Here is a 19,802-nt window from a genome sequence, read left to right on the forward strand (position 1 = left end):
GACAGGAGCACGCTGTGAAAGGGAAACTCACATTCGGCACCGGCATCGCCCTCGGATTCGTCCTCGGCTCGAAATCCGGAAGGTCCGCCTACGATTCGCTGAAGGCCAAGGCCCAGGAGTTCTGGCAGAATCCGGCGGTTCAGGAAAAAGTCCACGAAGCCACCGGCATGGTCAAGGAGAAGGCCCCGGGTGTCGCTGACCGTGTCACCGAAGCGGCCAAGAAGGCCGGGTCTGCGGCATCCGCCAAGCTGCCCGGCAACCACGGTTCGGGGAAGGACGGCGGCGGCACCACTGCCACCACCGGCCCGACGACCACCCTCGGCGACACCGTCTCCGATCCGGCGCACAGCGACGAACTCGGGCAGAGCTGGACGGGCGAGGGAGGCGCCATGCCAGGGGGACCCGCCACCAGTAACAGGGACGACGACCTGCGCCCGCCTGGCGTGTGACCTGCTCGGGACTTGGGCAAGCGAGTCCCTCTCCGGGCTTGGCTTGCAGCAACGGCAGAAGGAAGGACTGGCATGACCGAGAACGACAACGGCCAGGTCAAGGGTCCGCGGGACCAGTCGGGAACCGGGGCAGATCCGTCGGCGCCGGACACTCAAGAGGAGACGGTTGATTCCGCCCCCGAGCCCGAGGGCAAGGAGGGCATGAACATCGCGCCCGGACCGGCCGAAGAGAAAGACCGGGAAACCCCGGACGACCGCGGGCTTACGACCGACACCAGCCCGAGCGACTGATCAACCGCGGGCATGGCAGCGGCCGCCGAGATTCCGGCCGCTGCCATGCCCCGTTTCGTTCGTGGATCAATCCGCCTTGACCACGGGCAGGTCGCTCCACTCGGTGGTGTAGCGCGGCGAGGAGAACTCACGTTTCATTGACCACGCCGCCGGGGCGGCCAGCCCGCCCTGACCGAGACCGATCGCGGCTTCGCCGAACTTGGAACGCACGGCGCCCAACAGGTCGCCGATGTTCCGCTGTTCCAAATCGCTGACGAAGGGGTCGAAGGTCTGCTGCCCGGCGGCAGGCTCCAGCCCCGACAACAGCACCCCGGCCCGGACATAGTGGGCGCCGGGCACCAGGCAACCGCGCATCGCAGCCACGGCAGCCTTGGTCAGCTGGATTGGGTCCTGCGTAGGCGTCGACAAGTGGACGCTGGCCGCGGGAAACGCCGCCTCGCCACCGGCGAACCTGCTGGTCCCCGCCGTCACCGTCAGCACCGAGGCACGCAGTCCCTCGGCTGCCATCCGGGCCGCCCCGCGCTGGGCGTAAACCGCCATCACTTGGTCCATCTCCTCGAGCGTGGTCACCGGCGTGGAGAAACTTCGCGAGAACATGATCTGCTGCTTGTCGGCCCGCTCCTCCGTGTGCGGGATGCAGGGCGTCCCGTTCAGTTCCAGCACGGTTCGCTGCAGCACCACGGAGAACTTCTTGCGGATCGCCTGCGGGTCCGCGGCCCTCAGGTCCGCGATCGACTCGATCCCGAGGGCGTTCAGCCGTTTCCCGGTCCGCCCGCCCACGCCCCACAGCCCGGTGACCGGCACCCGCGACTGGATCCATGCGATGTCGGAAGCGGGCATCGAGCCCAGCGAGCACACCCCGGCCATCTGGGGATTCCGCTTGGCAACGTGGTTGGCGAACTTCGCCAACGTCTTGGTCTGGGCCACGCCAACGCTGACCGGCACGCCCACCTGCCGGATCACGGAGGCCCGGATCCGGCCGGCAGTTTCCACCAACTGGTCCTCATCGCCGGGCAGGCCCAGGAAAGACTCGTCGATCGAATAGACCTCCTGCCACGCCCCGAACCGGCCTAGCACTTCCATCACCCGGGCGCTCAGGTCCCCGTACAGCTCGTAGTTGCTGGAGCGCGCGACCAGCCCCCAAGCCTTGGCCCGCGGCGCCACCTGGAACCACGGCGTCCCGGTCTTCAGCCCCAACTGCTTGGCTTCCTCGGAGCGCGCCACCACGCAGCCGTCATTGTTGGAGAGCACGACGACGGGGCGCCCCTCGAGGGATGGATCGAAGACCCGCTCGCAGGAGACGTAGAAATTGTTGACGTCCACCAGCGCGATCCGTTCGCCGGGCCGGGATCCGGGCGGCTGGCCGGAGGTTACGCCGGACGCAGGCGGTTGGCCGGGGGCCGCGGCGCCGGACCCCAATGCGGGGCCGCTAGACATGGTGCAGGCAACGGGTGGCGACGCCCCAGATGCTCAGCTCCGCGAGTTCGCCCACCTCGGTGGGGACACCGCCGTCGTCCGCCTGCAACCGCACGCCGTCCGTGGTGAGATGCAGGCGCCGCACCACCAATTCCCCGTCCAGCACCGCGATCACCACCGAACCGTCGCGCGGGGTCAGCGAGCGGTCCACGATCAGCTCATCGCCGTCGCAGATCCCGGCGGCCGCCATCGAGTTCCCGGCCACCCGCATCACAAAGGTGCTGGTCCGGTCGCGGATCAAGTGCCGGTTCAGATCGATGCCGCCGTGGAAGTAGTCCCGCGCCGGCGACGGGAAACCGCGCGCGTCCTCGGGCGTTCCGGTGCCCGTTTCGGGGCCGGCCGACGCATTCCACGGCTGCTCCAAACCGAACATCCCGGACCCCCGTCTTCGAACAAAGCTTCGAAGACAACACTAGCACCGGCCCTCCGCCGGGCCCATCCCCCGCTGCCCGAACCGCCCGCCCGTTGCATCGCTCACCGGGAACGTCGCACGAGGTGGACGGGGCCACCAGCCCCGCGCAGGTGAGTCGCCTTCGCTCAAGTTTGCGGAACTTCTGGAATAATCATCACTCGAAGGCGTTAACATGAGTCGAAGGCACTCACGTTCACAGGAGGATTATCCATGCCACTGTTCTTCGGACCAGCTTCCGGCAACGGTTCATTCGACGAGTTCCTGGCCCGCTACCTGCAGGGCCAGCGGGCGGCCCAGTCCCGCACCGTTGACCTCACCCGCCTGCTCAGCCGCCGCACCCACGAAGTGCTGGCACAGTCAGCCCGGTTTGCAGCGGGCCTCGGCCACATCGAGGTGGACGCCCTGCACATTTTGCACGTCATGGCCCGCCAGGAGCCGGCCGCCAGCCAGATCAAGCTGGCCGGCGCCGACCCGCAGGCCATCGCGCGCTCCGCCGAGCAGGGTTTGCCGGAAAAGACCGCCCCGACCCGTGAAACGCCGTCGCTGACGCCGTCCGCGCAGCGTGCCCTGCTGGACGCGCACCAGGTGGCCCGCGCGTTCGGCTCCACGTACATCGACCCCGAGCACCTGTTCGGGGCTTTCGTCCTGAACCAGGAAACCCCCGCCGGCCAGCTCCTGGCCGGCGCTGGCGTGACCCCGATGGCGCTGCAGCAGGCGGCGGAGGAAGCTGCGGCGCAGGCCGTCGGCCCCACCACAACCGCCGGGCCGCAAACGGGCGCCAATCCCCAGGCGGAAACGCCCATGCTGGACCAGTTCGGCACCGACCTGACCGCCCAGGCCCGGGAGGACCGGCTGGACCCGGTGATTGGCCGCGCCGACGAGATCGCCCAGACCATCGAGATCCTCGCCCGCCGGACCAAGAACAACCCGGTATTGATTGGCGAGGCCGGCGTGGGCAAGACCGCCATCGCCGAAGGCCTCGCGCAGGCCATCGTGGCCGGCGACGTCCCGGAGCAGCTGCGCGGCAAACGCGTGGTATCGCTGGATCTGCCGGGCATGCTGGCCGGCACCCGCTACCGCGGCGATTTCGAGGAACGCCTGACCAAGACCCTGGACGAGATCAGCGCCGCCGACAGCGAGCTGATCGTGTTCATCGACGAACTGCACACGGTCGTCGGCGCCGGCGGGGGCGGCGAGGGCGGCATGGACGCCGGCAACATCCTCAAGCCCCGGCTGGCACGAGGTGAGCTGCACCTGGTCGGCGCCACCACGCTGGGCGAGTATCGCAAGGTGGAGAAGGACCCCGCCCTGGAGCGCCGCTTCCAGCCGGTCATGGTCGGCGAGCCCTCGGTTGAAGACGCCGTGCAGATCCTGTCCGGGCTGAAGGACCGCTATGAGGAACACCACCAGGTGGCCTACACCGACGAAGCGATCCGCGCCGCCGTCGAGATGTCCTCCCGCTACATTACCGACCGGTTCCTGCCGGACAAGGCGATCGACCTGATCGACCAGGCCGGAGCGCGGCTGAGCCTGCGGCGCGGCCCGCGCGTCGACGTGGAGGCTTTGCGCGGCCGGCTGGCAGAGCTCGAATCGGCCAAGAACGCCGCCGTCGCCGAGGAACGCTACGAGGACGCCTCGAAGCTGCGCGACGAGATCGAAGAGCTGCAGGCCAGGCTGGAAGCCGCCTCAGCCCACCAGCCGGCCTCCGAAACCGCCGAAGACCACGACGGCGGGGCCCGCCCCGGCGTCGCGCCCACCGATGTGGTGGGCGAGGCCGAGATCGCCGAGATCATCTCCCGCGCCACCGGCATTCCGGCCGCCCGGCTGACGGAGGGCGACCGGCAGCGGCTGGCCCGGCTGGAGGAGGACCTGCACGTCCGGGTTATCGGTCAGGACGACGCTGTGACCGCTATCGCCAAGTCGGTGCGGCGCAACCGCACCGGGATGGGGGACGAGGGCAGGCCCGTCGGCAGCTTCTTGTTCCTGGGTCCCACCGGCGTGGGCAAGACCGAGCTGGCGAAGGCACTGGCGGAGTCGCTGTTCGGCGACGAGGACGCCATGGTCCGCTTCGACATGAGTGAATACGGCGAGCGCCACACCGTCTCGCGGCTGGTCGGCGCGCCTCCGGGCTACGTGGGCTACGGCGAGGCCGGCCAGCTGACCGAGCGCGTCCGCCGGCGCCCGTACTCGGTGGTGCTGCTGGACGAGGTGGAGAAGGCCCATCCGGACGTGTTCAACCTGCTGCTGCAGGTCCTCGACGACGGACGCCTCACCGACGGGCAGGGCCGCACCGTGGACTTCCGCAACACCGTGGTGATCATGACCTCCAACCTCGGGTCGGAGTTCCTGGCCAGCAAGGGCGGAGCGCTGGGCTTCACCGCCAACAACGGCGTGAACGGCTTCGGGAGCGCGCAGGATCTGCGCGCCCGGGTGATGGGCCGGCTGCGCGAAACCATGCGGCCGGAGTTCCTGAACCGGATCGACGAGATCGTGCTGTTCCGCAAGCTGGAGCAGGAGCAGCTGCGTTCCATCGTGCGGCTGCAGTTGCGAAAGACCGAGGCCCGGCTGGCGGCCCAAGGCATCGAGCTGGAGGTTGGCGAGGACGCCGTGGCGTGGATCGCCGAGGCCGGCTACGAGCCCGAATACGGCGCCCGGCCGCTGCGCCGAGTGATCCAGCGAGAGCTGGATGACCGGATCGCGGACCTGCTGGTGGCCGAGGCCGTTACCGAAGGCGGGCGGATCCGCGTCGCCTCCGGCGACGATGGGCTGCGGGTCGCAGCGGACAGCATGGCCGCGGCGGCGTAGCTGCGGCGACCGCACGACAGGGGCTGGCCGCGATGGGGCGACGGCGGGGCACTCCACCGGATGGGGTGCCCCGCCACCGCTGCCTCCGGCTCACGCCAGCGACAGTGCGTAGGACAAAACGAACCCTGCGGCCGTGCTCATGGCGACCGCCGGGCCACCGTGTTCGTAGGCCTCGGGCATAAGGGTGTCGGCCAAGGAGGCAATCACCGCCCCGGCCGCGAAGGCCAGCGGCAACGAGATGGATTCCGGGTCGGTGGCGGACAGCGGGCCCGCACCGATGATGACGGCGATGACCAGCAGGACTCCGCAAGCGCTCCAGAGCCCGATGACCGCGAGCGCCGACTTGCCCTGGCTGCGCATGGAAGCGGCTCCCACCAGCGCCTCGGGCAGGTTGGAGACGAAGATCGCAGCGAGCAGGGCCAACCCGCCGGTACCCTCGCCCAAAGCCACACCCATCGCGAGGTTCTCCGGCACGCCGTCGAGCGTGACCGCGGCCAGCAGCGCCAGGCCTGCAGTGCCCCGGGTGGTCTCGGCCGTAGGTGCATGCTCCGCGGCAGCCGCATTGGTATCCAGCTTGGCGCTGCCCTGGTACTCGGCGGCCGGCGTGGAACGGGACGAGGGCTGCGCCCATCGGTCCAGCAGCGCGCTCAGCGCTGTGAACACCGCTGCCCCAACGCCCAGGCCGATCACCGCGCGCCAGATGCCGCCACGCTCGTAGGAGTCTTCAAACAGTTCAAATGCCAACGCCGTAATCAGCGCACCGGCCGCAAACGATAAAAGGATCGCCAGCACACGTTTGGGCAGCTCGAACTTCACACCGATGAACGCGCCCAGCACCAATGCGCTGGAAGCCACGACGCCGAATAGCACCGGCATTCCCATCCCGCCAGTATAGGAAAACGGCAGCAGCCGCGGAACATTGGCGGGGCACCGGCGGCTCTTCGACCCCGGATCCGGATTCCCCGGTGCCAGCCGCTACGGCTTTCCCCGCAACCCCATGGTTCAGGGCGAGGGCGCTTCGGCCCTCTCTGATGATTCTTCGCCGGGCCCGGAGCCGTGCAGGGACGCTGCAAGGCCGCCGATTATGAGGTCGAGGCCGAAATCGAACTCGTCGCTGAATTCGTATCCGGGCTGCAGCACATGCTCCACGGCCAGCTCGCGCAGGTGTGGATAGTCCTGGGCGGTGAACATCTCCACCATTGGCCCGGCGACCTCCGCCAAGCTGTCCGGGCCGTCGAAAGGCAAGGACGCCTCCTGAAGAGCCGTCCCGTAAACGTATGCATCCAGCAGCGCATAGGCGTGGGCTGCCAGCGGCAGCGAGAATCCGGCGGCTCGAAGGGTGCCCAGGGTTGCATCGTGGTGGCGCAGGTTTGCCGGTCCGGGCGTCGTGCGCGATTCCATCAAGGCGATGGCCCACGGATGGCGTCGCAGCACGGCGCGGGCCGAGGCTGCGCGCCGCCTCAACTCAGCCTTCCATTCCCTCCCGGCGACCGGCAGTTCTATCTCTTCGAAGACGGCATCGACAATGCCGTCGAGGATCTCGTCCTTGTTGCGGACGTGGTGGTAGAGCGACATCGGCTTGGCGTCCAGCGCCTGGGCAAGTGAGCGGATCGTGAGGCGGGCCAACCCGCCGCCGTCGGCGATCTCGATTGCGGCGCGGAGCACCCGTTCCCTGCTGAGCGGAACGCGTTCTGCGGGGGCGCTGCCTGGTTTTTTGATCATTGTTCCCGCGACTATAGCATTCCCGTACTTTGTACGGTACCTTCGTACTTTGTACGGCAGTACTTGGGCTCCACGTCATCCACATCCTCGAGAAGGAAGTCCCATGGAACCAGCAGAATCCTCCCCTTCGGCGGCCAACACGGAGCCGCTGCGTGACAGCGTCTCCCCCGCCCCGGCACGACCCACCATGCGCGCAATAGTGCAGACCCGGTACGGAATTACCGACGCCTTGCACCCGGCCGATATCGCCGTACCGGAGGTCGGCGAAAGCCAAGTCCTCATCAAGGTTCGCGCCGCTGGTCTGGACCGCGGCACGTGGCACATGGCCACCGGCCTGCCGTATCCGGTCCGCGCTGTATCCGGGTGGAAGTCCCCCAAGAATCCGGTCCCCGGGCTTGACGTCGCGGGAACGGTAGCGGCCGTAGGCAGTGCCGTCACGAAATTCTCGATCGGGGACGAGGTCTTCGGTTTCGGCAAAGGCTCCTTCGCGGAATTTGCGCTGGCAGCGGAGTCGTTGCTGGCCCCCAAGCCCGCAGAACTCACTTTTGAGCAGGCCGCGGCCCTTCCGGTCTCCGGCGTGACAGCACTGCAGGCGCTGCGGGACATCGGCCGTGTCCAGGCTGGGCACCGGGTACTGATCACCGGAGCCTCCGGCGGCGTCGGCACCTACGCCGTGCAGATAGCCACGGCCCTGGGCGCGACGGTAACCGGCGTGTGCAGCGCCGCCAAGGTGGAGCTAGTGCGAAGCCTCGGCGCCGAGACCGTCATCGACTACGCCCGCGAAGACTTTGCGGCAGGAGGACACCGGTACGACGTGATCGTGGATATAGCCGGGAACCCGTCCCTGTCGCGCGTGCGCCGGGCCCTCGCCCCTGCCGGCACGGCGGTTATTGTCGGCGGCGAACACGGCGACCGGTGGACCGGCGGCCTGTTCAGGCCGCTGGGCGGAATGTTCCTGTCCCTCTTCAACCGGCAGCGTGTTGTCATGTTCATGGCGCGCCAGACCTCCTCCGATCTCGAACGGCTGAGTGAGCTGATCGACTCGGGGCAGCTGAAACCAGTGCTCGACCACACCTATCCGCTGGAGCAGATGCCGGAAGCACTACGCCGCCTGGAGGCGGGCGAGGTGCGGGGCAAGGTGGTCATCACGTTGTAGCCGGAGCGTCAGGGGGCTAACCTGCCAATGCTCCGGGCCGCCGGCTCCGGTTACGGCGAGCTGCACGCTTAGGGGAGCCGACACACAACGCCAAATAGTGGTGCTCGGCGTGGACGGGTCGCAGACTGGGAGCGTCACCAGTTCCGGCAGACCGCGAAGGAGCCACGGCCATGCTCAAGACCCATCTGCGTCTCAAACCTGTCCTCGAGATTCTGGCGGCCGCAGCCGCGACCGGCACCCGGCCGGACGCCAGGGAGGTCATCAGCGAGGCGCTGCGGCGCGTGCCGCCAACCGCGCACGAACAGGAGTTGCTCAGCGGCGGCGTGCCCCGCGGGTTTAAAAACCTGACGACGGCGACCGCCCGGCTGGTGAAAGCCGGCTGGATGGCCAAGGGCCGCGGCGGGTGGGCCATCACCGAGGAGGGACTGCGGGCGGTCACCGCGTTTCCCGACGCGGCAAACCTGGCCACGGCCCTCGCCGCGGGAACCCCGCTGCCGGAACCGTCGCCGCCGGCAGCGGAGCCCACGCTTCCAACCGGGCAGCCTGCGGGAGTCGCCGTAGTTGGCGACTTTGGCGTGCTGCTCGGCGCCGAACGCGATTGGGAGCCGGCCGACGGGGCGGTGCAGATGCTCTTTGATGCCTCCGACGGCCTGTGGAAGCTGGACGCCGAGCTGCCCGCCGGCCGGTATGCCTTCAAGTTCGCGCTGAACGGCTCGTGGGAGGAAAACTACGGGGCGTATGGCCTCCCGGACGGCGCCAACCACGAGTTCGAGCACGACGGCGGCGCGCTCACCATCGCGTACGACCACGCCACTCATGACCTGGCTGCGGCATCCCGGCTGGTCCGCGCCTGACGCCGTCGTAACCCGCGCCTGACCCGTCGCGAGTCGCATGATCCGCGGCCGGTCGCACCGTCGTCGTGCGCCGTCGCCGTGTGCCGTCATGCGCACCGCCATGCGCGCCGTCGTCGTTCAAGCGCTGGCGGCCAGCTCCTCCGCCGCCGGCACCGGGCAGGTCGCCACGGCAACGAGGATCTCTTCGGCTTCCTGCGGCTCAATGCCTTTGGACAGGGCAATCTCCGTGACGAGCGGCTTCTTGGCGTACTGCAGCATGTCCTTCTCGGCGTGGGACATGGTGCCGTTGGCGTGCAGCCGCCGGGTGAGGTCGCGGACCAAGCCGGCGATCACAAAGATGTCGCCGGTGCGGAGCCGTTCCTGGTTGTCCTTGAAGCGCCGGGACCACTGCGGATCCTCCTTCTGGGAGGGGGCGCGCAGCACGTCGAACAGTGCTTCCAGCTGTCCCTCGTCGAAGACTGCCCGCAGGCCGACTTGCTCGGCTTTCTCGACCGGAACGCCGACCGTCAGGTTCGAGTTCTTGACCTCCAGCATGACGTAGCGGCATTCCGCGTCCTGCCGCGAGGCCCGGGTCCTGATGCCTTGGACAATGGCCGGACCGTGGTGTGGGTGAACAAGGGTTTGACCTTCAGCAAAATGCATTCAAGAGTCCTCTGATTCGCACGAGCGCCACACTCGACATCAGTGGACGGAGGGCAGCAGAGGCCCTCGCGCCAGACGGTCGTCCCACCTCCGAACCTGCGGTCCGTAAACCGGGGATTCGGCATCAGTGAGCACGCGGACCGGATCGAGACCATGCGGATGGACCCGCCCCGAATCCGCGAGCTTGGCTGTCTTAATTATCTCACGCGTGCCGCCTATGTACCCGTGGATCCCGGCTGGTGGAGCCCCTCGCGGGGCCTGGGTCGCGCGGGGGGATGGGACGCTGCGGCGCGGGCAGGCGGTCGGGGCTACCCCTTGACTCCCCGGTGGCACGACTGCCACGATGGCAGTCTCACATGGCGCAAAGTTGCGCACCATGCGCAACTTACTTCAGGTCCGGCTGGCGCCAGAACCTCGAAGGAGGAAGCCCACATGTCGGAGATTCTCGATTCTGGCTCCGCCCAGATCAACGGCACCGATTCATCCCGCGTCAATCCCAACCCGGCCGTCACGCTTTACACCCGGCTGCGCAAGTCCCCTTATTTCTGGAAGTCGCGGGAGCACGGCGTCGCGGCGTACAGCGTCTACAACCACACGTACCACCCGCGCCACTACGGCGACCCGGTCAGCGAGTACTGGTCACTCCTGAATGACGTCACCCTGTGGGACGTCGGCGTGGAGCGGCAGCTGCAGATCAGCGGCCCCCAGGCCTTCGACTTCACCAACATGCTCACCCCGCGGGACCTGACCAAGTGCGAGGTGGGCCAGTGCAAGTACGCCTTCATCACCGCGGCCGACGGTGGCATCATCAACGACCCCATCCTGCTGCGCGTCGAGGAAAACAAGTTCTGGCTCTCGCTGGCGGACAGCGACGTGCACCTATGGGCCATGGGCCTGGCGCACGCCGGCGGCTGGGACGTCACCGTGGAGGAAGTGGATGTGGCCCCCGTCCAGATCCAGGGCCCCAAGGCCAAGGGGTTGATGTCCGACCTGTTCGGCCCGCAGATCCTGGACATGCCGTACTACTACATGCAGCACCACACCCTGAACGGCATGGACGTGGTGGTCAGCCGGACCGGCTACACCGGCGAGGTCGGCTACGAGATCTACCTCTACAACGCCACCGAAAATGCCGGCCGCCTCTGGGACACCATTTGGGAAGCGGGCCAGGCGCACGACCTGCGGGTCATCGGGCCCTGCCACATGCGCCGGATTGAGGCGGGCATGCTGGCCTACGGCTGCGACATCACCCTGAAGACCAACCCGCTGGAAGTCGGCTACGACTACAACTGGATGGTGGATCTGGACCAGGAAGCGGACTTCGTGGGCAAGGAAGCTCTCGGCCGCATCCGGGAAAAGGGCATTGACCGGCTGATGGTCGGCGTGGAGATCGGCGGCGAACCGCTGGGCAGCTACAACGACGGCTCCATGATCGAGCCCTTCCCGGTCTCGATCGGCGACGGCTCCCCCGTGGGCGAGGTCACCAGCGCCTGTCACTCCCCGCGTCTGGAACGCAACATCGGCCTGGCCATGGTGCCGATCAACCTCAGCAGCGAAGGCACCACGCTGTCCATTCACACGCCCCAGGGAGTCCGCGAAGGCCAGGTCGTCCAAAAGCCCTTCGTCGACCCCGCCAAGGCCACGCCCAAGGACTGAAACAGTAAAGCCACAACGACGGCGGAGCCCACCTCCCAGAGGCGGGCTCCGCCGTCGTTCGAGGCTACGTCCAGGCGACGGCGCGGACCGGAGCGCCATCTGTTCCGGTCAGCTTGAGCGGGAAGAAGCCGACCCGGCAGCGGGCGGGCAGCGTGGTGGCGTGCCGAATGTTTTCCACGATCAGGCCGTCTGATCCCAGCACCAGCTCATGAACCGGGAGGCTGAACGTCTCGGCAGGCTGCAGGGTGCGATCGGGATTCAGCGTGTCCACGGCCAGCACGCGCATGCCCCGGTGGCTGAGTTCATCCGCTGCCGCCCGGGACAGCACCGGGTGGTCCAGGTAGGCCTCGGTGCCGAAGTGGCGGTCCCACCCGGTAGCCACGACGACGATCGCGGGCACGTTGCCCGGCACCTGGCTGGCCAGCTGGTGCCAGCGGATTTCTTCCCCCGCGGCAAGGCCCGGAACCTGCAAAACCAGGGCTTCACCGACAAGTTCGTCGAGCGGCACCTCGGAGGTGGTCCGGCCGCCTTCGATGCTGTGGCACGGTGCATCGAAGTGGGTGCCGGTGTGGCTGCCCAGCTGCAGTTCGGAGACTTCCACTCCGTTCTCCGTGATGGTCAGCGCACGCGCGATCTTCACCTGCGGGTCCCCGGGGAAGACCTGCATCCCCGAGGAGACGGGATGGGTCAGGTCCACGCACCTCACGGCCCGCTCAGTCTCCCCCGGCGCTGGGCAATTCGGCGCCGGGCACCGCTCCCGGCTGCTCAGCGAGGTGGCCGGCCCGTTCGCCGGCGAAGCGTTCGCGGCTCTTGATGGACAGGGCCAGGTACAGCAGGAAACTGAGCAAGAAGGCAGGGATGGTGGCACCGACCGGGCTGGGCCACAGGTAGGTCAGCACGTAGGAGGCCGCGGCACCGATCACCCATACCGCGATGGCCGCCCAGTTCACCCCGCCCGTGTACCAGTACCTTCCGCCCCCTTCGCTCAGGATGTCGCGGCTGTAGCTCCGGCGCTTGATGATGTAGTAGTCCACGATCATGATCGCGAACACCGGCACGAAGAACGCGCTGATCGTGACCAGGAAGTCGGTGAACTGGTTCAACAGGGCCAACCAGGTGGAACCGGCTATCGAGGTGACGCCGACCACCAGGGCTGTGGGCAGGAACCGGAGCTTCCACCGGGACTGGGCGTTCACGATCGTGGTGACCATCCCGTAGACCACCATCGTGTTGGTGGCCATGACCGACATGAAGATCACAATGGCCAGCGGCGTGCCGAAGGCAGCCACGATGACAGTGGGATCGAACTCGGCGGCCGGCTCGCCGGAGAGAATCACGTAACCAATGGCGGTGGCGCCCAGCGACATGGCCAGAACCGTGGAAACGGTGTAGCCGATGCCGGAGCCAAGGATGCCCGCGCTGCTGGACTTGGCCAGGCGGTTGAAGTCCGCGGACAGAACGGTCCAGGAAATGGCCGTCGCGATCACGATGTCCAGCACCACGAAGCTGGTGTAGCCGAGCGACGCGTCGACGCCGATGCCGCCGAACTCTGCCGGGCCGAACGTGGTGAAGGCGGTGGTGAAGACGTACACCATGATCGCGAGAATGACGACGGCGAGCCACGGCTCTACCTTCGCGATTCCCTCGTGCCCGAGGATGGCAAGGCAGACGACCAGGGTTTGGCACAGCACGGCGAACAGGATGGGGTTTGAGAAGCCGGTCAGCTGCGCCACCACGTAATTGACGGTGACTCCGGCAAGCATGGCCTGCACCCAGCTCCAGCCCATCAGGATGATCACGTTGGCGGCCACCGGCAACAGGCTGCCGCGGGTGCCGAAGGCGCCGCGGGTGATGGCCATGGTGGGCAGGCCGGTCAGGGTACCGATGTTGCCGATCAGCGTCAGCACAACGGCGCCGGCCAGGGTGCCGATGACGATCAGCCAGATGGCGGCGCCGAAGTCGATGCCGGGGATGAACAGCGTGCCGGTCAGCAGGGTGGTGACCACGAAGTTGGCGGCCAGCCAGATCATTCCGATGCGGGGTGTCGACAACGTGCCGCGGATGGGACCGAAGCCGTCCGCATTCTGCTGCAGGTGGGTATCGAGGCGCTGGTAGAGGTTCATGATGGTCCTCGGACGAACGAAATTAAGGTGGCGGGGCCTGGACTTGCTCCGCGGGCGGCATGGGTGAGAGGTGCTCGTGCACCGCGATTAGACCGCCGTCGCCGTAGCGGAAGACGATCGTTTCACGCTCAAGGTACGAGTCCTCGCCGTCTGGCAGGGCAACGGTCGTTGCCACATCGTGCACGAAGACCGCGCCGCCGGGGAAGGCCGTCACGTGCTGGTTCGTGGATCCGCAGGCGAGCACGCGCCACCCCTCGGCGAGCCACCCCGCCCACAGCACCTCGTACCTGTCGCGACTGTCCAGGCGCGCGGGTTCCGTGTGGAAAACGAAGCTGGCATCCGGGGCGAACGCCGCGAAGTAGCGGTCGGTGTCGGTAGCTGCGAAAGCCCCGACAATGCCCGCCGCGGCCTCAAGGACCTGATCATCGGAGGGAGTATGCGGTGCGGCGGCGCCCATGGCGGCCTCCTTGTTGCAGCATGGCCAACTGCGACGGGGAGTTTCCCCGGTGAAACAAGTGTTGCCAAGAGTGAACTCCGACGCAAGGGGCAGCGGACGCTCCCGAAGGGGTCACGGCTCGTGCCGGGCGCCAACGGTGGTGCTTTGGTCGCTGGCGTCAGCGGCTTCGAGTTCATTTTCCCGGGGCGGTCCGGCGACGGGCAGCGCAACAGTGAACACGCTCCCAACGCCGCGCTTACTCTTGCACGTAATCGTGCCGCCATGGCGTTCCACGATGTCCTTGGACAGCGCAAGCCCCAGGCCCAGCCCAGGAATGGAACTGCGGCGCGCCGCGGCGCTGCGGAAAAAACGTGTGAAGACGTTGTTGCTTTCCTCAGCGTCCATGCCCATGCCCCGGTCCGCCACCCTGCACTGCACCACTCCGTCGACTCCGGTGCAGCTGACCGTGACGTCGCCGCCCTGCGGGGAATACTTAATGGCGTTCGAGATCAGATTGTCCAACACCTGCCGGATGCGCGCCGGATCGCAGACCACGTCCATGTTCCGCGGCAAGTGGGCGGACAGCTGGACTCTGCCGGCCGCAGCCCGGGGTTCTGCCGCCGCCACCGCCTGACCGGCAATTTCCCCAAGGTCCGCCAGCACCGGCTGCAGCTCCGACACGCCTGCCGCTGTGCCCAGCAGATCGTTGACCAGTTTAAGCAGTTGGTCCGAATTTCGGATGATGGTTTCCAGCCCTGCAACCATTTTTGGCGGCAAGTCCGGCCCCATGGCCAGCAATTCGGCATACCCCTGGATGGAGGTCAGCGGCGTCCTCAGCTCGTGGGAAACGTTGGACAGGAATTCGTTTTTCGCGTCCATCGCTGCTGCCAGCTCGGTAACGTCGCTGAAAGCCAGGACGGTTCCTTCTCGCCGGCCGCTGTCGTCAACCATTGCTTGGGCGGACGATGAGAGCACGCGCTGCCCGGGCGGCCGGCCCATCCACACGAGGTACTCGGAGAACGATTCGCCCCGCACTGCGCGGGAGATGGGCCGATCCTGGGCTGGGATGACCGTAGTGCCGCCGTCGGTGTAGAGCTCGAGCCGGGACTCCGGCGCGTCCTCGTCGCCATGCGGCAGCACCAGGCGGCGCAGCTCTTCCTGCCGGCGGTTGCGCAGGATCGTATTGCCGTCTTCATCGACCGCGAGGACCCCCACATCCACCGCTCCCACGACGGCGGAGAGGAGCCGTTCACGCCTGCCACTGGCTTCCAGCAGACTGCGCAGCTCGGCGTCCTTGGCCTCGACCACCCGCTGCTGTTCCATCATGCTCGCCGTCATCATGCGCACCGTGATTCCGATGGCCAGCATCATGAACGGGATGAGCAGCGGGTGGATTAACGCTTCGAAAGTGACGGCAGGCTGCTTGAGGAACACTGGAATCCACACCATCGCCAGGGCGGCCAGCGCACCGCCGATCACGCACAGCCGCGGGAATTGACCGGAGGCTGCCAGCCAAATCACGGGGAACGCGGCCAGCAGCCCCACCCCGGTCAGGAGCGACCCGGCGCTTTCGCGCAGCAGGCCGATGGGAATGAAATCCAGCAGCGGAATGATCAGGAAGGACGGGTGGGGCAGCTTCTCCCACGGAACGAGGAAACAGGCCGCCAGCAACACGGCGTTGCACACCATGCTGAGACCCAACAGCGGGTTCGCCAAAAGCGACGGAGAAAAAAGCCAGATGCCGATCCACAGGAACAGCATCGTGGCCGACAGCGGCAACTGGCTCATCACGACCCGCCCGCGCAGTGAGAGGGCGTGGAACTTCACCCGATGCAGGGTCAGCAGGTCGAGGACTTTATCCACGGCGGCGAAACTCCAATGTGTGGTCGCGGACGGGTTTCTGCAGTGATGGATGTGACAAATGGGAGGATTGACGCCTTAATGAAAGCATGTCTGCAGTCCCCAGCAACCGCCGCGCCGTCATAGTCGAGGACAATCCCGACATTCGCAGGCTGTTGATCGAAATTGTAGCCGACCAGGGCTTCACCGTCGCGGAGGCGGAAACCGGGCAGGACGGGCTTGACCTCATCCGAGACGGCGGGGCCGACCTCATCACCTTGGACCTGAATCTGCCGGATCTCGACGGCATCGACGTCTGCAGGCGAATCCGCACGTTTTCGGACGCCTACATTCTGATGGTCACCGCCCGCGTGGACGAGATCGACCGGCTCAAGGGGTTGGAAACCGGCGCCGACGACTACATCAGCAAGCCGTTCAGCCCTCGTGAGCTGCAGGCGAGGATCGCAGCGCTCTTCCGCCGTCCGCGCTCCCAGCCTGCCGACGCGGCTCCAAGCAGCGCCGATCAGGAACGCGCCGCCGAGGTCCAGCGCAGCCTGCTGCCCGGTGAGCCGCTCCGCCTCACTGACTATGAAATGGATGGCCGTTGCCGGCCGACCCGGAATGTGGGCGGTGATTTCTTCGACTGGTGCGCCACGGAAAACGGTTTGCAGGTCACCGTTGCCGACGCGATGGGCAAGGGCATGGGCGCTGCCCTCATCGCGGCCACAGTGCGCGCGGTCTTGCGTTCCTCCAATCGGCATGCGGACCTCAATCGGGCTTTCGAAGCGGCCAGTCAAGCGCTGGAGTGGGACTTGGGGCAGTCATCCTCGTTCGTGACCATCTTCCACGCCCGGCTGGACTCCGACAGCGGAACCGTGGAGTACGTGGACGCCGGCCACGGCCTCGGGCTCCACCTGTACGACGGCGGACTGCGTCGCCTGCCCTCGGGCGGTCCGCCGGTGGGTGCTGTGCCTGGCAGCACGTGGACCGCGGGCACCCTAATGTTGGCCCCCGGGGATTCGCTCCTGGTTCTCAGCGACGGGCTCTTGGACGCCTTCGATTCGGTGGATGCGGCCATGAACGCTGTGGCCGACGTTGCGATGGTGCACGACTCGCCACACGATGTGTGCGAGGCAGTGCTGGACTTGGCGGGCACCGCCGTGGCCGACGACGTCACTGCAGTGATGTTGCGCCGCTGCCCGCCAATCAGCGCCGAAGTTGGGCCATAGTGAAAGCTTTCGCCACGCGGGTTCTGGTCGTCCTGACGGTCATCTTGGGCACCAATTATCTGATGTGGCGCTGGCTGGAATCGCTCAACTGGTCTGCCTGGTGGATTGCCGTCCCCTTGGTTCTGGCCGAAACGTTCAGCTTGATCGACGTCGCCCTCTTCGGCCTGACAGTCTGGCGGGTCCGAGAGCGCAAAGCGCCGCCGCCACCTGCGGACGCCACCGTCGACGTTTTCATCACCACCTACAACGAGCCGCTGGACCTGGTCATGGCTACCGCGCTGGCGGCGCGGGACATCCGTTACCCCCACAGCACCTGGATTCTGGACGACGGCGCCAGGCCGGAGCTCGGCGAACTCGCCGCCAGTCACGGGCTGGGGTACCTGACCCGCACCGGCGACTGGTCGGACAAGCCGCGGCACGCCAAGGCCGGCAACCTAAATAACGCGCTGATGATGACCCAGGGGGAATTCCTCCTCATCCTGGATGCCGACCAGGTCCCCCGGCCCGACATCCTGGACAGGACGCTGGGGTATTTCAACCGGCGCCGGGTCGCCCTCGTCCAGACCCCCCAGTACTTCAGCAACGTTCCGGCCGACGACCCGCTGGGCAGCCAGGCCCCGCTGTTCTACGGGCCCCTTCAGCAAGGCAAAGACGGATGGAACGCAGCATTCTTCTGCGGCTCCAATGCCCTGCTTCGGCGCGAAGCCCTCATGCAGCTGGGCCTGGCCGGTTATGTGACCGAAGTGGACCGCGGCGTCCACCGCGCCTTGACTGGGGCCCGAAGAGCCATCCGGAAGGCCCGCAAGTCACCGGAAGCGGCCGATCCGCTGGTCGCCCGGCTGCTCGACGACGTGGAAGGCGCCACCGATACCGCCCGCATCAGACTCCGCAACGGCGGCTCCCTGAGTGAGATCACTTACGAGCTCCGGAACAAGGTCGACAGCGCGGTGCGGACCCTTGTTGCCGAAAACTTCGCCGCGGTGGAAGCGGATTTGGCCGAGATCGCCGCCATGGACCTCGGGCGCACGTCGGGTACCTCTGAACCGGATGAACTGGACGGGGCGGTCGAGCGAATGTCACGGCGGGACTGGTCCCCGCTAGGGGCGCTGGGATCGGTGCAGGCTGTGCTGGACGCCGTCTCCGTCGAACGCCCCGACGAAGCACAGCCGGTGATGCCGCTGGCCACTATCTCCGTGACAGAGGACATGGCGACCTCGATGCGGTTGCATTCGATGGGCTGGGAAAGCGTCTACCACCACGAGGTCCTCGCGCACGGCCTGGCCCCGGAGGACCTCAAGACCATGCTCACCCAGCGGCTGCGCTGGGCCCAGGGCACCATCCAAGTCATGCTGCGCGAGAACCCGCTGGTCCAGCGGGGGCTGAAACTTGGTCAGCGGCTGATGTACTTTTCCACGATGTGGAGCTACCTCAGCGGGTTCGCCGCCGTGGTCTACTTCGCCGCGCCGATCATCTACCTCACCCTGGGCATCCTCCCCGTCAACAGCCTGAGCACGGACTTCTTCATCCGGTTCATCCCGTTCATGGTGGTCAACCAACTGTTGTTCGCCGTCGTCGGCAAGGGCGTGAGCACCTGGCGCGGGCAGCAGTACAGCCTCGCCCTTTTCCCTACCTGGATCAAGGCATGCACGACGGCGGCCCGCAACGTCTGGCTGGGACGACCCCTCGGATTTGCCGTCACCCCCAAGGCCCGTCAGTCCGAGGGAAGCAGCTGGAACTTGATCATGCCCCAGTTGGTCACCATGGCATTGCTGGCGGTTGCCCTCGTGGCAGGAGCGGCAAGACTGGCCGCCGGACTGAATGAACCCTTGGGCACGCTGGTGAACGTGGCCTGGGTTATCTTTGATTTGCTGATTCTGAGCGTGCTGGTCAAGGCCGTCAGGTACAAAGGGTTCAAGCCCGACGAAAGGAACTTGGATGCAGTTCACCGTTGAGACCACGCCCGCCTATGCCGAAGTCAACGGGAGCGGCCGGCTGAACATGGTCGCAGCACCCCGCCTCCGCGAAGTCGTGGCGGCTGTTGTGGCCGAAGGGAACCACCATGTGGTGGTGAACATGGCCGGCACGGAGTTCATGGACTCCTCAGGTCTCGGGGCCCTGATCGGCTGCCTGAAGATCGCCCGCCAAGCCGGGGGCGACCTCCGCATCGCCAACGTGCAACCACAGGTCAAGATGGTGCTTGAGCTGACCAGCATGCACCGCGTCTTAACCCCGTACGAGAGCGTCGACGCGGCGTTTTCCGATGACTGAGATCCTGGCCCGAAGCTCCCGCCAGGGGTTGGCCACTGCCGAAACCGTCGATGCATTGCATGAAGATTTCGAGGCCCTCTGGGCCAAGGCCGGCTTCGTTCCGGAGATGGACCGCATGGCCTTCTCGACAGCCGTCATCGAGGCCGCCACCAACGTGGTCCAGCACGCCGTCCCTGCTTCCAATGCGCCGCTCCAGCTCGGCGTCGACATCACCATCTGGTCCCGCCGGTTGGAGGCACGCATTTCCGAAATCGGAGCAGCACCATCCAGTCCGGACATCACCGACCCGCAAAGGCAAAGTATCGACGCAGAGTCGGAGTCCGGCCGGGGGCTCAACCTGATCCATGCCCTGGTCAGCACTGTCACCTTCGAGCGCCACGGCGAGGACAACGTCTGGGTTCTCCGCCGCAATGCTTCGGAGGACAGCCCCTAATCGCGCCGGAG

Annotated in this window: 19 protein-coding genes; 10 read left to right on the plus strand and 9 right to left on the minus strand. The window is 66.8% G+C overall.

From position 1 onward, the window contains the following. Positions 1–14: 14 nt before the first annotated feature. Positions 15–449 (plus strand): hypothetical protein, encoded by a 435-nt coding sequence (locus tag AC5RV3_RS10345; protein WP_493988742.1) that lies wholly within the window; start codon positions 15–17, stop codon positions 447–449. A 72-nt stretch (positions 450–521) separates the two neighbouring features. Further along, a complete protein-coding gene (locus AC5RV3_RS10350) occupies positions 522–740 on the plus strand; it encodes a hypothetical protein (RefSeq protein WP_494122042.1) in 219 nt (72 codons plus the stop codon). Positions 741–806: 66 nt separating this feature from the next. On the opposite strand, the gene AC5RV3_RS10355 is transcribed toward AC5RV3_RS10350, so the two are convergent. Then, the gene (locus AC5RV3_RS10355) at positions 807–2,177 is read right to left on the minus strand and encodes a Y-family DNA polymerase (RefSeq protein ID WP_494122043.1); all 1,371 of its coding nucleotides are present in this window, start codon (positions 2,175–2,177) and stop codon (positions 807–809) included. Next, on the minus strand, positions 2,170–2,589 hold the full coding sequence (locus AC5RV3_RS10360) for a LexA family protein (protein WP_494122044.1): 420 nt from the start codon (positions 2,587–2,589) through the stop codon (positions 2,170–2,172). The genes AC5RV3_RS10355 and AC5RV3_RS10360 overlap by 8 nt, the downstream gene beginning before the upstream one ends. A gap of 249 nt (positions 2,590–2,838) precedes the next feature. Between AC5RV3_RS10360 and AC5RV3_RS10365 the strand changes: the two genes are divergently transcribed. Beyond that, complete coding sequence (locus AC5RV3_RS10365; protein WP_494122045.1) at positions 2,839–5,433, plus strand: ATP-dependent Clp protease ATP-binding subunit; 2,595 nt, start codon at positions 2,839–2,841, stop codon at positions 5,431–5,433. 90 nt (positions 5,434–5,523) lie between these two features. On the opposite strand, the gene AC5RV3_RS10370 is transcribed toward AC5RV3_RS10365, so the two are convergent. Together AC5RV3_RS10370 and AC5RV3_RS10375 are read right to left on the minus strand one after the other, a co-directional pair. Beyond that, positions 5,524–6,315, minus strand: coding sequence for a ZIP family metal transporter (locus tag AC5RV3_RS10370; RefSeq protein WP_494111810.1), 792 nt, complete (start codon positions 6,313–6,315; stop codon positions 5,524–5,526). Positions 6,316–6,435: 120 nt separating this feature from the next. Further along, positions 6,436–7,155, minus strand: a complete 720-nt coding sequence (locus tag AC5RV3_RS10375) for a TetR/AcrR family transcriptional regulator (RefSeq protein WP_494122046.1) — start codon at positions 7,153–7,155, stop codon at positions 6,436–6,438. 103 nt (positions 7,156–7,258) lie between these two features. On the opposite strand from AC5RV3_RS10375, the gene AC5RV3_RS10380 reads away from it, so the two are divergent. Together AC5RV3_RS10380 and AC5RV3_RS10385 are read left to right on the plus strand one after the other, a co-directional pair. Next, on the plus strand, positions 7,259–8,311 hold the full coding sequence (locus tag AC5RV3_RS10380; RefSeq protein WP_494122047.1) for an NAD(P)-dependent alcohol dehydrogenase: 1,053 nt from the start codon (positions 7,259–7,261) through the stop codon (positions 8,309–8,311). 170 nt (positions 8,312–8,481) lie between these two features. Next, positions 8,482–9,165, plus strand: coding sequence for a pullulanase X25 domain-containing protein (locus AC5RV3_RS10385; RefSeq protein WP_494122048.1), 684 nt, complete (start codon positions 8,482–8,484; stop codon positions 9,163–9,165). A 117-nt stretch (positions 9,166–9,282) separates the two neighbouring features. Here AC5RV3_RS10385 and AC5RV3_RS10390 read toward each other — a convergent pair whose 3' ends face one another. Further along, a complete protein-coding gene (locus AC5RV3_RS10390; RefSeq protein ID WP_494122049.1) occupies positions 9,283–9,807 on the minus strand; it encodes a CarD family transcriptional regulator in 525 nt (174 codons plus the stop codon). Positions 9,808–10,239: 432 nt separating this feature from the next. On the opposite strand from AC5RV3_RS10390, the gene AC5RV3_RS10395 reads away from it, so the two are divergent. After that, positions 10,240–11,463: a glycine cleavage T C-terminal barrel domain-containing protein gene (locus AC5RV3_RS10395; protein WP_494122050.1), complete on the plus strand. Its 1,224-nt coding sequence runs from the start codon at positions 10,240–10,242 to the stop codon at positions 11,461–11,463. A gap of 64 nt (positions 11,464–11,527) precedes the next feature. On the opposite strand, the gene AC5RV3_RS10400 is transcribed toward AC5RV3_RS10395, so the two are convergent. From AC5RV3_RS10400 to AC5RV3_RS10415, 4 genes are all read right to left on the minus strand, one after another. Then, positions 11,528–12,160, minus strand: coding sequence for a cyclase family protein (locus AC5RV3_RS10400; protein WP_494122051.1), 633 nt, complete (start codon positions 12,158–12,160; stop codon positions 11,528–11,530). A gap of 16 nt (positions 12,161–12,176) precedes the next feature. After that, a complete protein-coding gene (locus AC5RV3_RS10405) occupies positions 12,177–13,586 on the minus strand; it encodes a purine-cytosine permease family protein (protein WP_494122052.1) in 1,410 nt (469 codons plus the stop codon). Positions 13,587–13,608: 22 nt separating this feature from the next. Then, complete coding sequence (locus AC5RV3_RS10410; RefSeq protein ID WP_494122053.1) at positions 13,609–14,043, minus strand: nuclear transport factor 2 family protein; 435 nt, start codon at positions 14,041–14,043, stop codon at positions 13,609–13,611. Between the two features lie 111 nt (positions 14,044–14,154). Beyond that, on the minus strand, positions 14,155–15,885 hold the full coding sequence (locus AC5RV3_RS10415; protein ID WP_494122054.1) for a sensor histidine kinase: 1,731 nt from the start codon (positions 15,883–15,885) through the stop codon (positions 14,155–14,157). 86 nt (positions 15,886–15,971) lie between these two features. Between AC5RV3_RS10415 and AC5RV3_RS10420 the strand changes: the two genes are divergently transcribed. The 4 genes from AC5RV3_RS10420 to AC5RV3_RS10435 are packed head-to-tail and all read left to right on the plus strand — an operon-like array spanning position 15,972 to position 19,791. After that, the gene (locus AC5RV3_RS10420; RefSeq protein ID WP_494122055.1) at positions 15,972–17,090 is read left to right on the plus strand and encodes a PP2C family protein-serine/threonine phosphatase; all 1,119 of its coding nucleotides are present in this window, start codon (positions 15,972–15,974) and stop codon (positions 17,088–17,090) included. After that, positions 17,090–19,042, plus strand: a complete 1,953-nt coding sequence (locus AC5RV3_RS10425; RefSeq protein WP_494122056.1) for a glycosyltransferase family 2 protein — start codon at positions 17,090–17,092, stop codon at positions 19,040–19,042. Before AC5RV3_RS10420 ends, AC5RV3_RS10425 begins: the two co-directional genes overlap by 1 nt. After that, complete coding sequence (locus AC5RV3_RS10430; RefSeq protein WP_494111798.1) at positions 19,026–19,358, plus strand: STAS domain-containing protein; 333 nt, start codon at positions 19,026–19,028, stop codon at positions 19,356–19,358. The genes AC5RV3_RS10425 and AC5RV3_RS10430 overlap by 17 nt, the downstream gene beginning before the upstream one ends. Next, positions 19,351–19,791 carry an ATP-binding protein gene (locus AC5RV3_RS10435; protein ID WP_494122057.1) on the plus strand — a complete coding sequence of 147 codons (441 nt, stop codon included), beginning with the start codon at positions 19,351–19,353 and terminating at the stop codon, positions 19,789–19,791. Before AC5RV3_RS10430 ends, AC5RV3_RS10435 begins: the two co-directional genes overlap by 8 nt. Positions 19,792–19,802 lie beyond the last annotated feature (11 nt).

This window comes from Arthrobacter sp. Y3221114 (assembly GCF_059092625.1).